The 14,484-nt window shown below is 49.7% G+C and carries 12 protein-coding genes; 8 read left to right on the plus strand and 4 right to left on the minus strand.

Features of this window, described 5'->3' with window-relative positions:
* Positions 1-67: 67 nt before the first annotated feature.
* The 4 genes from gntK to gnd form a co-directional block, all read right to left on the minus strand.
* Positions 68-1,615 (minus strand): gluconokinase, encoded by a 1,548-nt coding sequence (gene gntK / locus BMX45_RS10025; protein WP_175495080.1) that lies wholly within the window; start codon positions 1,613-1,615, stop codon positions 68-70.
* 86 nt (positions 1,616-1,701) lie between these two features.
* A complete protein-coding gene (locus BMX45_RS10030) occupies positions 1,702-3,063 on the minus strand; it encodes a GntP family permease (RefSeq protein ID WP_015738131.1) in 1,362 nt (453 codons plus the stop codon).
* 164 nt (positions 3,064-3,227) lie between these two features.
* Entirely contained in the window at positions 3,228-3,905 is a 678-nt protein-coding gene (locus BMX45_RS10035; protein WP_090909564.1) for a GntR family transcriptional regulator, read from the minus strand.
* Between the two features lie 151 nt (positions 3,906-4,056).
* Positions 4,057-4,956: a phosphogluconate dehydrogenase (NAD(+)-dependent, decarboxylating) gene (gnd, locus tag BMX45_RS10040; RefSeq protein WP_090909565.1), complete on the minus strand. Its 900-nt coding sequence runs from the start codon at positions 4,954-4,956 to the stop codon at positions 4,057-4,059.
* 455 nt (positions 4,957-5,411) lie between these two features.
* Between gnd and rpmH the strand changes: the two genes are divergently transcribed.
* From rpmH to noc, 8 genes are all read left to right on the plus strand, one after another.
* The gene (gene rpmH, locus BMX45_RS10045; RefSeq protein WP_006207379.1) at positions 5,412-5,546 is read left to right on the plus strand and encodes a 50S ribosomal protein L34; all 135 of its coding nucleotides are present in this window, start codon (positions 5,412-5,414) and stop codon (positions 5,544-5,546) included.
* 223 nt (positions 5,547-5,769) lie between these two features.
* Complete coding sequence (gene rnpA, locus BMX45_RS10050; RefSeq protein WP_009591465.1) at positions 5,770-6,120, plus strand: ribonuclease P protein component; 351 nt, start codon at positions 5,770-5,772, stop codon at positions 6,118-6,120.
* A gap of 75 nt (positions 6,121-6,195) precedes the next feature.
* A complete protein-coding gene (locus BMX45_RS10055) occupies positions 6,196-7,086 on the plus strand; it encodes a YidC/Oxa1 family membrane protein insertase (RefSeq protein ID WP_009591548.1) in 891 nt (296 codons plus the stop codon).
* Positions 7,083-7,871 carry an RNA-binding cell elongation regulator Jag/EloR gene (gene jag, locus BMX45_RS10060; protein ID WP_090909566.1) on the plus strand — a complete coding sequence of 263 codons (789 nt, stop codon included), beginning with the start codon at positions 7,083-7,085 and terminating at the stop codon, positions 7,869-7,871. Before BMX45_RS10055 ends, jag begins: the two co-directional genes overlap by 4 nt.
* Before the next feature lie 190 nt (positions 7,872-8,061).
* Positions 8,062-9,438 carry a tRNA uridine-5-carboxymethylaminomethyl(34) synthesis GTPase MnmE gene (gene mnmE / locus BMX45_RS10065; protein WP_036659583.1) on the plus strand — a complete coding sequence of 459 codons (1,377 nt, stop codon included), beginning with the start codon at positions 8,062-8,064 and terminating at the stop codon, positions 9,436-9,438.
* 109 nt (positions 9,439-9,547) lie between these two features.
* Positions 9,548-11,434, plus strand: coding sequence for a tRNA uridine-5-carboxymethylaminomethyl(34) synthesis enzyme MnmG (gene mnmG, locus BMX45_RS10070; protein WP_090909567.1), 1,887 nt, complete (start codon positions 9,548-9,550; stop codon positions 11,432-11,434).
* A 3-nt stretch (positions 11,435-11,437) separates the two neighbouring features.
* Positions 11,438-12,160: a 16S rRNA (guanine(527)-N(7))-methyltransferase RsmG gene (rsmG, locus tag BMX45_RS10075; protein ID WP_090909568.1), complete on the plus strand. Its 723-nt coding sequence runs from the start codon at positions 11,438-11,440 to the stop codon at positions 12,158-12,160.
* Between the two features lie 1,259 nt (positions 12,161-13,419).
* Positions 13,420-14,238, plus strand: a complete 819-nt coding sequence (noc, locus tag BMX45_RS10085) for a nucleoid occlusion protein (RefSeq protein WP_090909570.1) — start codon at positions 13,420-13,422, stop codon at positions 14,236-14,238.
* Positions 14,239-14,484: the final 246 nt, after the last annotated feature.

The following is a 14,484-nucleotide window of genomic DNA, read 5'->3' on the forward strand; positions in this document are numbered from 1 at the left end:
ACAACATCGGAAGCCTGCTGTTTTCTGAGAAGATACGTCGAACGGTGTTTTTCTTACTATAGTAAGCTTACGCGTTCTCGAATCGGCGCTGGAATTCGGTAATGGCCTCATAATCTTCCTCCAGCTTCCGGGAAATGCGGATGAAAATCGGCAGTAGCGCTTTATAAATATCGGCGCTTTCTTTCACGGGTTGGTGTTCATGGGTGCCGCCGACCATCGTCTCGACGATATCGAGCGATTCCACTCTGCCTGTGGCGTACAGTCCAAGGACCACTGCGCCAAGACAAGAGCTCTCGTAGCTTTCCGGCACGATCACCTGCTGGTCAAAAATATCCGCCATCATCTGACGCCAGATCGGTGAACGAGCGAAACCGCCGGTGGCATGAATTTTGGCCGGCCGGCCGATTTGTTCCTCCATCGCCAGCAGAACGGTATACATATTAAAGATCACGCCCTCCAGCACGGAGCGGATCATATGCTCTTTTTTATGATTGAGCGTTAAACCAAAGAACGAGCCGCGGGCATTCGGATCCCATAATGGCGCGCGTTCTCCCGTCAGGTACGGGTGGAATAGGAGTCCGTTCGAGCCGGGCGGAATACGGTCCGCGATTTTGGTCAGCACATCATAGGGATTGATGCCCAGACGCTTGGCCGTTTCGATCTCGGAGGCGGCAAATTCATCGCGAACCCAGCGGAAAATCATGCCTCCGTTATTGACCGCGCCGCCGATGACCCAATGCTTCTCCGTTAAGGCATAGCAGAAAATACGTCCTTTCGGATCGGTCATCGGCTTGTCGACGACCGTACGGATGGCGCCGCTCGTACCGATCGTGGCCGCAACGACGCCAGGCTGGATGGCGTTCACGCCCAGGTTCGACAGAACTCCGTCGGCAGCGCCGAGCACGAACGGCGTGGAGACGGAGAGCCCCATGGCTGCGGCATACTCGCTTTTTAAGCCCTCCATGATATGTGTAGTAGGGACGATGGTCGACAAATGGTCCTCGGTGATGCCGGCAAGCTCCAGCGCCTGCGGATCCCATGCCAATGCCTCGAGGTTCATCATCCCGGTGCTGGAAGCAATGGAATGATCAACGACATATTGGCCGAATAGTTTGAAATAAACGTATTCTTTGATCGAAATGAATTTGGCTGCTTGCGAAAAGAGGGAGGGCAGCTCATGCCGCATCCACATCAGCTTGGTTACGGGTGACATGGGATGTATCGGAGTGCCGGTTCTAAGGTACAGCTCCATGCCGCCAAGTTCCTTTTTGAGCTTCGCCGACCAGGCTGCACTTCGGTTGTCCGCCCAGGTAATGCAGCGGGTCAGCGGGGTGCCTTGGCTGTCCACGGCAATGACGCTGTGCATGGCTGCGCTAAAGGATACGAACAGCACTCGAGCCGGATCGATCCCGCTCTGCGTCGTGACGCCTTGAACCGAGGCGATGACGGTTTGAAAGATTTGTTCCGGGTCTAGTTCGGCCGTAGAGGGCGTCGGGGTAAGCAGCGGATATTCGCCGCCGGCCTTGGCAACGACCTCACCGTTCTCCCTGAAAAGCACCGCTTTGGTGCTTGTTGTTCCGATATCGACGCCGATCATATAGTTATGTGTACTCAAGAGACCTACCTTCTTTCTACGTAAGGGCACCCGGCAGCTGCTTAAAAAACAGCGCTTCGGGAGCCCTCATGTGTCTTATTGCTTCATTATACAATTACATTCAGAACAAGGGCCAACACGAGCCCGGTCACGGAGAGAATCGTTTCCAGCACGGTCCAGGATTTTAGCGTCTGGGCTACGGTCATATTAAAGAATTCTTTTACCATCCAGAAGCCGGCATCGTTCACGTGGGACAGTACGATGGAGCCTGCTCCGGTAGCGAGCACCACTAGCTCCACATTGGCGCCCGGCGTCATCGCAAGCACGGGAGCAACGATTCCAGCGGCGGTTGTCATGGCTACGGTTGCAGAACCGGTTGCGATGCGAATGAGTGCCGCGACAAGCCATGCGAACAGAATCACGTTGATGTTGGCGCCGGTTGCAATTTCGGCGATGGCATTGCCGACGCCGCTGTTGATCAGAACCTGCTTGAAAGCGCCGCCTGCACCGATGATCAGAATGATCGTGGCGATCGGAGCGAGGCATTCGCTGGTGAAGCGGGAAAGATCATGTTTATTAAAGCCGCGGGCGAATCCAAGCGAGAAGAAGGAGAAGACCGCAGCAATGAGCAGGGCAATGATTTCATGACCGATAAACTTGCAGAACACGGAAATGAAGCTGGTGGACTCCGGATCGATAATATCGGCCGCGGACCCGATAAGCATCAGAATGACCGGCAGCAGAATCGTAAACAAGGTGATGCCGAAGCCTGGCAAGCCTCGTTCCGCTTTGCTTGAAAACTGCTCGGCCAGCTCTTCGGGCGGTTCGGTTCGAATCCGTTTGCCGATAAATTTACCGAACACAGGACCGGCGAGTATCGCTGCAGGAATTCCGACCAGGAACGAATAGAGAATGGTCATGCCAAGGTCCGCATCATAAGCTTCAATGGCAATCATCGGAGCGGGATGCGGAGGCACCAGCCCGTGAACGGTGGACAATCCGGCTAGAATCGGAATGCCGATGTGCAGCAGGGACATTTTCGTTTTGCGTGCAACCGTGAACACAATAGGAATCAGCAGGATGACGCCAACCTCGAAAAATACGGGAATACCGACAATAAAGCCGACGATCATCATGGCCCAGTGGACGCGCTTCTCGCCGAAGCGGTCCACGAGGGTGGTGGCGATTTGCTCGGCGCCGCCGGATTCGGCCATCATTTTTCCCAGCATGGTACCAAGGGCGATAACGATCGCAATCGTTCCGAGCGTTCCGCCAAGACCGCCGGTTATCGAAGTAATCACATCCGCAGGCTGCATGCCCGTCAATAGACCGAGGATCAGTGCGGAGATCAGTAAGGTTACGAAAGGATTCCATTTATATTTGGAAATCAGCACGATCAGGAAGACGATCGTCAGCAGTGTCCAGATCATTAAGGTAGCGTTATGACTGAGACCGAATAGTGAATTCATATCTTGCTTCCTCCTATAGATTACCCAGTTGAATTGGGAAATGGTTAATATCATCGGGCTGTTCTGCGGTAGTATACCCAAAACAAAAGCGAATTCTATTGTATACTTGTCGACAACTTAGAGCATACACATGTAATGTCAGTGCGGAGGAAGGGAGGATTATATTAACCCTCCGGAAAACTAAGATGAAGCGTCCGACGGGAATCATCGAAGTAATGCTGAACCGCCGTTTGGATCCGTGCCGGATCCAGGGATTCCATCTCCGCAATAAGCTGAAGATGCTTGTCCATGACATAGCGAACCTTGGCGCCCCCGCCACCGAATACCTGCCGCGTCGTAATGAGCATCACCGTGATCACGATAGGGCGAATGCTCTTCCACAGATGAAGAATTCGTTTATGGTTGGCTTCCGTTATAATCCGTTCATGAAAAGCCAAATCCTGATAGGAGAATTCCACTGGATCCTGATGTTTGGCGGCAAGCTCCATCCGATCGACGATTTGCTTTAAATGCTGGATCAGTTCCGGCTGCGGATTCGCAAACACATGTCCTTGCACAAAGCTCTCGATAAGAAAACGGACATCGTATAATTCCTCGACTTCCTTGAGCGATAAGCCCATGACGACGGCTCCCATGCGCTCCAATTGAATCAACCCTTCGCTGGACAGCGTTTTCATCGCTTCCCGCACAGGGGATCGGCTCGTGCCGAATTCACCCGCGATCCGGTTCTCGGATAGGATTTCTCCGCGCTTGATGGTGCCGCTGATAATCTGCAATCTGAGTTCGCTGGCAATGGCCTCTCCGAGAGAGGCTCCCTGAAGCCACGTTGAGGGAAATTTCATAGCGTAATTCTCCAATCCAGTACTGATTCTTGACGTTCTCCAGTGATCATCATACCACAAGGAATGAAAGGGGGACCATGCCCAGCTTGGTCATAATGTCTGCAGGGAACATGCCCTAAAGAAACAGCAGGGTGCTGAAAGAGAATATAGGTTATTCCGATTTCTCAACGGCATGGCCGCCGAATTCATTGCGAAGCGCGGCAACGACTTTGCCGTGGAACGTATCTTGATCAAGGGAGCGATAGCGCATGAACAGCGACATGGCGATGACCGGTGCGCTGGCTTGAACTTCGAGTGCCGTTTCCACCGTCCATTTGCCTTCGCCGGATGATTTCATCACGCCTTTAATGCCTTCGAGCTTCGGATCCTTGGAAAAAGCGTTTTGCGTCAGTTCCATGAGCCAGCTGCGAATGACGGAGCCGTTCGACCATACCCGCGCGACATCCTCATAGTTAAAATCAAACGCGCTCTTTTCCAACACTTCAAAACCTTCCGCAATGGACTGCATCATACCGTATTCGATGCCGTTATGGACCATCTTCAGAAAATGCCCGCTGCCGCTTTCACCGGCATACAAGTAACCGTTCTCGACAGCCATATCCTTAAACAAGGGCTCAACGCCGCTAAATACGTCGCGGTTGCCCCCAATCATGAAGCAGCCTCCATTATGCGCGCCTTCCATGCCGCCGGAAGTGCCGGCATCGAAATAATGAATGCCCTGCTCCGCCAGGCGTGCTGCACGGGCGATGGAATCCTTATAATGCGAATTGCCGCCGTCAATCAAAATATCGCCGGACTCGAGCAGGGGCGTAAGCGATTCGATGACCGAATCCACGATCTTACCGGCCGGCACCATCATCCAAACGATGCGTGGTTTATCCAGATTAGCTACGAGCAATTCGGTGGATGCCGCAGCTTCCGCGCCGCACTCGGCGGCTTGAGCGACCAGTTCCGTATTTAAGTCGTAAGCTACGACCTGATGCTGATGGTGAATCAGATTCTGAACCAGGTTGAGGCCCATTTTCCCCAGACCGATCATGCCTATTTTCATAAAACAATGCAGCTCCTTCTTAGGTGTATACTTGTATACAACTTAAATTCAATGTTTATACTACTCTTTTATGGCTCTGGTGTAAACATGGGAGATGAAGAGGGCTGGAGGGCGTAATATTGACCTAAAAGGGACCATCCACAACGTGTTCAAATAGGTTATCCCCATGTGGATAATTCAAAACTAGCAATAATGACTACTTGTGGAAAACTTATGAGCTGGTCGAAGTCAAGTTTGGTTTGACTTTTGGGCCTGAACGTGATTAAATGTATAAAGGCATTTTCTGTGAAGATGAGAACATTATCCGCTAGCAAGTAGCGGTCTGTTTACAAGAGATACGTCCATAGACGTCGGTTCAACAAATCGCGGTCTATTCTTCCGTGAAAGTGCGTCGATTGACGTTTTGATCTTAAAATATGGGTAAGCGATATTCCTGTAAGGGGGTGCATTAATTCATGAGACCGACTTTCAAACCGAATGTAAGCAAACGCAAAAAGGTACACGGCTTCCGTAAAAGAATGAGCACGAAGAACGGACGCAAAGTATTGGCTAACCGCCGTCAAAAAGGCAGAAAAGTACTGAGCGCTTAATATTGTGCCACGAAGACCACCGAGGTGGTCTTTTTTTCGTAATATCTGCTGCGGTGTGAGGAGTTTCCTTTGAAACCGGCAGAATATAAGCTACATGGAGTGGTAAAGGTTCGCAATCGGGTGTTTAGCGCGGTTTTGGCATGCCTATACTATTATAATAGTAGGGATGTCACAGCAGCGCAGGATGTAATGAACTTGATTAACGGCAGGGCGGTAGAAACTTGTGCATAGAAAACTTCGTTTACGGAACCGCGCTGATTTCAGCCGGGTATATCGACACGGAAAGTCCTTCGCCAATCATCAATTTGTTGTCTATTGGTCGCGCAAAAAAGAGGTAGAACAGTTTCGCGTCGGCGTTTCGTGCAGCAAAAAGATCGGCAATGCGGTTGTCCGCAACCGGATGAGACGGCTGGTTAAAGAGATTGTCAGGCACCATCAGCACCAGATTATCGAGCATATCGACCTGATTTTTATCGTTCGAAAGGGAGCGCTCGACAAGTCCTATCAGGAGCTGGAGAAAAGCGTGCTTCATGTATTGAGGAAATCGTCCCTTTTGAAAGCGAAGAGGGGCTGAACCATGTGTTTATTTGTCCATATAAATATGTTATGATTTACCGTGGAATGGAATGGCGAAGAGAGGGGTTTTGAAGTGTCGTTCATGAAGACAAGACGAGGAAAATGGTTCCTCCTCACCGCTGTAATACTCGCAGTGGCCGTTATATCAGGTTGTGCGCCTGGAGCTGACCAAACGCGTACCATTGAAGACTTGAAAAATGGGGGCTTTTGGCAAAGCAACGTTGTTTATTACTTTACATGGGCACTTGATACGTTTGCGACATGGTTTAACGGCGAATACGGATTGTCCGTACTCGTGATGGTGCTTATCGTCCGTACCTTGATTTTACCGCTGACTCTGAAACAGGTCAGAAGCTCGAAGGCAATGCAGGCCATCCAGCCTGAAATTCAGAAAATTCGCGAGAAATATAAAGATCAGCCTGAAAAAGTCCAAATGGAAACCATGAAGCTTTTCCAGGAGAATAAGGTTAATCCGATGGCGGGATGTTTGCCGCTGATCGTACAAATGCCGATATTTATCGCACTCTATCATTCGATTTACTATAACAATCTCCTTCGTGATCACGAATTCCTGTGGCTGCAATTGGGTCAACCGGACAAGCTGTTTATTTTGCCGGTGCTTGCCGCTGCAACCACTTATTTCCAAACGAAAATGATGATGAAGATGAACCCGTCTCCGCAAATGGGGATGATGCAGTTCATGCTGTTCGTTTATCCGATTCTGATCTTTGTAATGTCCTTCCAGTTCCCATCCGCACTTCCGTTGTACTGGTTCTACAGTAACCTCTACACGATCGTGCAGAACTACTTCTTGTACCGCAACAATGACAAGGCTGCAGTCGTGGCAAGCGTTGCCAGCGCAACCGAAGGTCATAAGAGCAACAAGAGCGGTAACAAGGGCGGGAAGAAGAGTGGCAGCAAAGGCGGGAAAAAAGGTTCGAAGGGAGCCAAGAAGTCGAGATGAGTAAAATCGTCGCAACAGGAAAAACCATTGAAGATGCTGTCGCACAAGGGCTGGCCCGCTTGGGTGTAAGTCAAGACCGAGTATCGGTTCAAGTATTGAGTCAGCCATCAAGAGGATTCCTGGGCCTGTTCGGGGTCAAGGAAGCGAAAGTCGAACTAACGCTCCTGCCTGACGGTGCCGGCGGCGAACCATCTGTGAAGGAAGTTTCTCCTTCGGGTACGCAAGCTGTTCCGGCCAAAACGGTTCGGGTCTCTCATGCCTCCGTGGCGACGCAGGCAGCGCCTGCGGGCATCGCGATTGCCGAGAGCCCCGGAACAGCTTCTCTTGAAGGCAAGGACCCTTACCAGGAAGCCATCGCCTTTCTTATCGATACTGGACAAGCCATGGGGCTTGATATCTCCGTTGAGATGGAGAAGGGAAAAGACTTTACGACGCTTCAAATTTCCGGAGCCGGACTCGGACTGATGATCGGCCGCCGGGGCCAGACGTTGGATGCACTTCAGTATTTGGCGAATATCGTAGCGAATCGGTACTCCGATAGTTATCTGCGCATCGTACTGGATGCCGAGAACTTCCGCGACCGCCGCAAGAAGACGCTGGAGGATCTGGCCGATCGATTGGCGGGACGGGTTCTGAAGACCCGCAAAGAGATTGTGCTAGAGCCTATGCCTGCTGCGGAGCGGAAGGTGATTCACGCCAAGCTTCAGTCCCATGGAGCCGTGAAGACGTACAGCAAGGGCGAAGAGCCGAACCGGCGGGTTGTCATCACGCCCAAGTCGTCCTAAATGAGTTGAAGAGCCTATATAAACAATGACTCCTTAAGCTTCGAGAGGGAGTCATTGTTTTTTAGAGAGACCTATACGCAAAGACTTCCGCAGGAGGTTTTTGTTTAAGATGATAGATCAAGCAGCGGGGGAGTACACCGTTTGGGGTATAATCCCGAGGTTTTTTAAATAGAAAGAGGTGAAGGAAACGATGTTTAGCGATACGATTGCAGCCATTTCTACGGCAGTCGGTGAAGGCGGCATCGCGATTATTCGCGTCAGCGGGCCGGACTCCGTTCGGGAAGTGGAGCGTATATTCAAAAGTAAAAACAAACTAACGCAGGTGGAGTCCCATACCGTTCATTACGGTCATATTGTGGATCCGAAAACGGGGGAAAACCTGGAAGAGGTGCTCGTGACCGTCATGCGTGCCCCTCGTTCGTTCACGACCGAGGATGTCGTGGAGATCAGCGCCCATGGCGGCGTCATCTCCGTGAAGCGGGTCATGGACCTGCTGCTTCAATTAAACATCCGTTTGGCGGAGCCCGGAGAATTTACGAAGCGGGCCTTCTTAAATGGCCGGATAGATTTGTCTCAGGCCGAAGCCGTCATGGACCTGATCCGTTCGAAATCGGACCGTGCCTTCTCCGTTGCCCTCAAGCAGGTCGAAGGTACATTATCACGCAAAATCAACGAGCTGCGCCATACCCTGGTCGAAACGCTGGCCCATATCGAAGTGAATATCGATTATCCCGAGCATGACGTGGAGTCGCTCACCTCGGAATTCATTAAAGAGAAAAGCAAACTGGTGATGGGGGAAATCGATAAACTGCTCAAGACCGCGCAAGAAGGGAAAATTCTGCGGGAAGGGATTACGACTGCCATTGTCGGGCGTCCTAACGTGGGCAAATCCTCGCTTCTGAACACGCTGGCTCAGGATAATCGGGCGATTGTCACGGATATACCGGGCACGACTCGCGATGTGATTGAGGAATTTGTCACCATTAACAACATTCCGTTGAAGCTGCTGGATACCGCAGGCATTCGGGAGACGATGGATGTGGTGGAGCAGATCGGCGTGGAACGATCCAAGCATGCGGTAAACGAGGCAGATCTCATTCTGCTCGTGCTGAATGCCAGCGAACCGCTGCATCAGGACGAATTGGAATTGATGGAACAAATACGCGGTAGACAATGCATTGTCATTATGAATAAAATGGACTTACCGTCTAATCTCGATCTGGACATTCTCCATCGGTATTATCCCGATGAATTGATCGTTCCGATGTCGGTGAAGGCGCAGGAGGGGATTGACCGGCTGGAAGAGGCCATATCGAACCTGTTCTTCAGCGGCCAGATTGAAGGCGGGGATTTGACTTATGTGAGCAACGTGCGGCATATCGCCTTGTTGAAGAAATCCAAGCAGTCCCTGCAGGATGCCTACGATGCGGCCGAACAGCTCATTCCGATCGATATGATTCAAATCGACGTGAGAATGGCCTGGGAACAGTTAAGCGAGATCCTGGGCGAAGCGGTTGGCGATTCGCTCATCGATCAAATTTTTTCACAGTTTTGCTTGGGTAAATAAGCTCCAGGGCTTACTATATAGAGTAGGAACAGCTCAACAATTTCAGGGATATCCGAGGTGGATGCCCCTTGATAACGTATATAACACAATAAGAACAGGAGGGTGAGCTATGAGTTATATGGGTGGCACTTATGACGTGATTGTAGTCGGTGCGGGTCATGCCGGTTGTGAGGCTGCACTGGCATCCGCGCGTATGGGTGCTGAAACGTTGATGGTTACTATCAACTTGGATATGGTTGCTTTTATGCCTTGTAACCCGTCCATTGGAGGTCCTGCCAAAGGACATGTCGTACGCGAAATCGACGCGCTGGGCGGAGAAATGGGCCGCAATATCGATAAAACCTTCATTCAAATGCGCATGTTGAATACGGGTAAAGGTCCGGCTGTCCACGCGCTTCGCGCTCAAGCGGATAAGTTTTCTTATCAGCATACGATGAAAGAAACGATGGAGAAGGAAGAGAAGCTTACCCTTCGTCAGGGTATGGTGGATCAACTCATCGTGGAGGATGGCGTGTGCGTGGGGATAGTGACCCAGACGGGTACGGAATATCGCGCCAAAGCCGTTGTGCTGACAACCGGTACGTATCTGCGCGGTAAAGTCATTATGGGCGAACTTATGTATGAGAGCGGTCCGAACAATCAACAGCCTTCGGTAAAACTTGCGCATAACCTGCGCGAGCTTGGATTCGACCTTGTTCGCTTCAAGACAGGTACGCCGCCGCGGGTGCATAAGGATACGATTGATTTCTCCAAGACCGAAATTCAGCCTGGGGATGAGAAGCCTAAGTTCTTCTCTTACGAAACGAAATCCTCCGACAATGAGCAGCTTCCTTGCTGGTTGACGTATACGTCGGTGGATACGCATAAGATCATCAATGACAACCTTCATCGCGCGCCGATGTTCTCTGGCATTATAGAAGGAACGGGTCCGCGTTATTGCCCGTCCATCGAGGACAAGATCGTTCGTTTTGCCGATAAGCCGAAACATCAGATTTTCCTGGAGCCTGAAGGTAAAAATACAAAAGAATACTACGTGCAAGGTCTGTCCACCAGTATGCCTGAGGATGTTCAGCTTGCGGTGCTTCGTTCCATTCCCGGAATGGAGAAGGTAGAAATGATGCGTAACGGTTATGCGATTGAGTATGATGCCATGGTGCCAACGCAGCTGTGGCCTTCTCTGGAAACCAAGAAGCTGCCGGGCCTGTTCACGGCCGGTCAGATCAATGGAACCTCGGGATATGAAGAGGCAGCAGGCCAAGGTATTATGGCTGGAATCAATGCGGCTCGTAAAGTGCAGGGCAAAGAGCCTGTCATTCTGGATCGCTCCCAGGGGTATATTGGAGTGTTGATCGATGACCTGGTGACGAAAGGGACGAATGAGCCGTATCGTTTGCTCACCTCCCGTGCAGAATACCGTCTGCTGCTCCGTCATGACAATGCCGATCTGCGCCTTACCGAAATCGGTCATGACATCGGACTGATCTCGGAAGAGCGTTATGCCAAATTCGTGCTGAAGAAGCAGCTCGTTGAGCAGGAGATCGAACGTCTTCGTCAAACGAAGGTGAAACCGGTTGAGGTGAATGCGATGCTGGAAGCCGCCGGGTCAGCACCGATCGTGGACGGAAGCAATATGCTGACCATTTTGCGTCGTCCGGAGATTACGTTTGCCATGGTGGAGTCTCTCTCGCCGTCTCCTTACGAGCTGGATGAGGAAATGAAGGAGCAAGTCGAAATTCAAATCAAATATGCGGGTTATATTGAGAAACAGCTGGGACATGTGGAAAAGCTGCAGAAGATGGAGAAGAAACGCATTCCGGAGGATATCGTTTACGACGAGATCAACGGACTGGCCATGGAGGCTCGGCAGAAGCTGAACAAGATCCGACCGATTTCCATCGGCCAGGCATCGCGCATTGCCGGCGTAACGCCAGCGGATATTTCGATACTTCTCGTTTACCTGGAGCATTATAACCGGGTAACCGCAGCGAAAGGATAAGGAATGGACGACATTCAGAAAGCTTTTGTTGACCGGCTCGGCGAGCACGGGATCACGATTGACGAGAAACAGCTTCATCAGTTTGAGATGTATTACGAAGTGCTGGTGGAATGGAATGAGAAAATGAATTTAACCGGGATAACCGAACGGGAGCAGGTTTATACGAAGCATTTTTATGATTCGATTACGCTTGCCTTTTACGTGGATATGAACAAGATCGGCAATCTGGCGGATATCGGATCAGGTGCCGGCTTCCCGGGAATCCCGTTAAAAATCTGCTTTCCCCATCTCAAACTGACGATTGTAGATTCGCTGAATAAACGAATTACGTTTCTGAAGCATGTTATTGATACCCTCGGACTGTCCGGGGTTGAGCTGATCCATGGGCGCGCAGAAGAGGTTGCCCGCAAACATGGGTACCGTGACGGGTTCGACCTGGTCACAGCAAGAGCGGTAGCTCGAATGGCTGTATTGAATGAGTTCTGCCTGCCTTTCACGAAGGTAGGGGGACAATTCGCGGCGATGAAGGGCAGCGACCCTACGGAAGAGGTGAAGGAGGCGGCCCGCAGTTTGAAAGAGCTGAGAGGGGCGTTGAACAAGGTTCATTCGTTCTCTTTGCCTGTAGAGGAATCTGGCCGGCATATCGTGGTGATCGATAAAAAGGGAGCGACGCCTTCCAAGTATCCCCGTAAGGCGGGTACGGCCAGCAAAACGCCGATCGTGTAAGCAAAAGCGACTTCGGAAATGAGATGCGAACAGATTATAGAGGAGGACTCTTATAAGAGTCCTCTCTTTTTTTATTTACTGTATTTGTATTATTGATTAAGAGAGGGCATGTTAGTGAACTGATGCATTCATCCTTATATGGAGTAATACCGTGAGGCTCGCATTTAAATCCGGGTGTTTAGTTTGCTAACCATCGTCTTGAATAATAGGAAGTGTCATTCGTTGGATAGCGAAAGGCTGAGTTCGGAAATGTTTCGTTTCTAAAACAGGTGTAACACATTGGCTACTAAGCATTAGTCCCTTGGATGTATTTGTTAAGCTTTGAATGTTTCACGTGAAACATTTCAAATGTTTGAGGTACGCTGAATATATGATATCTATTATTATGGCAGGATTATATTTCCTGGTAGAGTTGTAACCTGCGCCAAGACACTTTTTAAGGAATAAGTTGGATGGAACTATCATGAATGAAAGTTCCCATTTTATAGGGTCAATTGCTTTCATTGCAGATGATGATAGAAGCGAGTTCATGATTGGCAAATCCTACAATTATTATAGATGCTGTGATCATAGATAAGGCAATGGAAGGGGAGATACGGTTCAAGAACATGATTTTGACGGATAAACTTTGGAACTGTGCACAATCCTGTATAAAGCAAGCGAGAAATGCAGGAAAAAAGGTGATATTGGAGAATAGAGTTATAGGACAAAAAGTGGTAGAATAGAATCGTAGTATCCATTTGAGCTGGCGGGCCCTTTTGCCCGTTCCTTGAAGGGATGAAAGAGTATAAATCCTGGTTTGGTGACTTTTCCATCCTTGCTTCGTGCAGTCAACAACCATTGATCGTTGTGACTGCTGTTTTTTGGAAGTGCCATATTAACCCAAGGGGTTCTTGGCCTCATGCGAAGTAGAACAAAATATATACCGCTTGTGAGATATCGATTGATAGTAAACATCATGATATTACCTCCTGATCTATCTCTCAAGAAGCAACCGCTTCATGCAGCGGGTTTGATCAGAGAAAACACGGCTATCGCCACAGACGATTTTCTCTAATCAGCATGAAATCTGTTTTTGCAGGGAAATGCCTGACATCACAATGATTTCCAGTACCGTAACAACTTGAATGACTAGTTCTAGATGGTGTCTGGAACGATCCGTGTATGCTCCACATTGTGGTTGTTCAATCGTTTAACCGATTCCGGGATAAACCGGAGGCTTATCCGTGCTATCATGAAATTAGGTGGTAATATACGGAATGAAAGAACAATTTTCGAGATTGTTTGGCTTAGCGGCAGAGCGGAACCAAGGGGATGAAGTGAAACAAATCCCGGTAAACGAGGTTGTCAGCAGCCCATACCAGCCACGGACGATTTTTGATGACGAGAAGATTGATGAGCTGCTTCAGACGATTAAAACCCATGGAGTCATTCAGCCTATCGTCGTTCGCGTCCGAAACGGCGTGTATGAGATCATTGCAGGGGAACGCCGCTGGCGTGCGGTTAAGAAGCTGGGTCTGGACACGATTCCGGCCATTGTTCGGGAGTTCAACGATTCACAAGCAGCCTCCATTGCGTTAATCGAGAACCTGCAGCGTGAAGGTCTTACCTCAATTGAAGAAGCAGTCGCTTACCAGAAGCTGATCGATCTTCACCAATTAACACAGGAGAGCTTGGCACAGCGACTAGGCAAAAGCCAGTCCACGATTGCAAACAAGATTCGTTTGCTGCAGCTGCCGGAAGCGGCCAAAGTGGCTTTAATGGAACGCAAGGTGACGGAGCGTCATGCGCGTGCACTGCTTTCCTTGGATAATGAAGAAACCCAGCTTAAAGTGCTGGAAGAAATCATTACCAAAGAACTGAATGTGAAACAGACGGAGGCTCGTATCGCCTTTTATAAAGAAGTAACGACAATGAAGAAGGCCAAGCGCATATCGTATAGTAAAGATGTTCGCCTGGCCCTGAATACGATTCGTCAATCGATTGATATGGTATCCGGATCAGGGATGGCTATCAAAACAACGGAGAATGATCACGAAGATCACTATGAAATCGTTATAAAAATACCTAAACGTTAAGATATGGTGTGAAGCGGTATGCATCGTACCGCTTTTTCTGTTGATCAAGAGATCGAGATTCTCTGCAGCAGCGATATCTTTGCTTGTTAGGTTTTGTGCTGCAGATGAGAAATATGTAATTTTAATTATTACTCATTTTCATCGAGCGCTATATCCTGGGCATCCCGTATTTTACGGGATCGCTCACATATTACATATACAGCTTTTCGCTGTATATCATCTATTGCGACTACTTAGAAGAGTCTT

The organism is Paenibacillus sp. cl141a (genome assembly GCF_900109305.1).
In the GTDB taxonomy this organism is placed as follows: Bacteria; Bacillota; Bacilli; order Paenibacillales; family Paenibacillaceae; genus Paenibacillus_AQ; species Paenibacillus_AQ lautus_A.

Coding starts and splice junctions, on each gene's coding strand:
- BMX45_RS10030 (WP_015738131.1), bottom strand. CDS start 3,063: ATGAATTCACTATTCGGTCTCAGTCATAACGCTACCTTAATGATCTGG.
- BMX45_RS10035 (WP_090909564.1), bottom strand. CDS start 3,905: ATGAAATTTCCCTCAACGTGGCTTCAGGGAGCCTCTCTCGGAGAGGCC.
- gnd (WP_090909565.1), bottom strand. CDS start 4,956: ATGAAAATAGGCATGATCGGTCTGGGGAAAATGGGCCTCAACCTGGTT.
- rpmH (WP_006207379.1), top strand. CDS start 5,412: ATGAGACCGACTTTCAAACCGAATGTAAGCAAACGCAAAAAGGTACAC.
- jag (WP_090909566.1), top strand. CDS start 7,083: ATGAGTAAAATCGTCGCAACAGGAAAAACCATTGAAGATGCTGTCGCA.
- mnmE (WP_036659583.1), top strand. CDS start 8,062: ATGTTTAGCGATACGATTGCAGCCATTTCTACGGCAGTCGGTGAAGGC.
- mnmG (WP_090909567.1), top strand. CDS start 9,548: ATGAGTTATATGGGTGGCACTTATGACGTGATTGTAGTCGGTGCGGGT.
- rsmG (WP_090909568.1), top strand. CDS start 11,438: ATGGACGACATTCAGAAAGCTTTTGTTGACCGGCTCGGCGAGCACGGG.
- noc (WP_090909570.1), top strand. CDS start 13,420: ATGAAAGAACAATTTTCGAGATTGTTTGGCTTAGCGGCAGAGCGGAAC.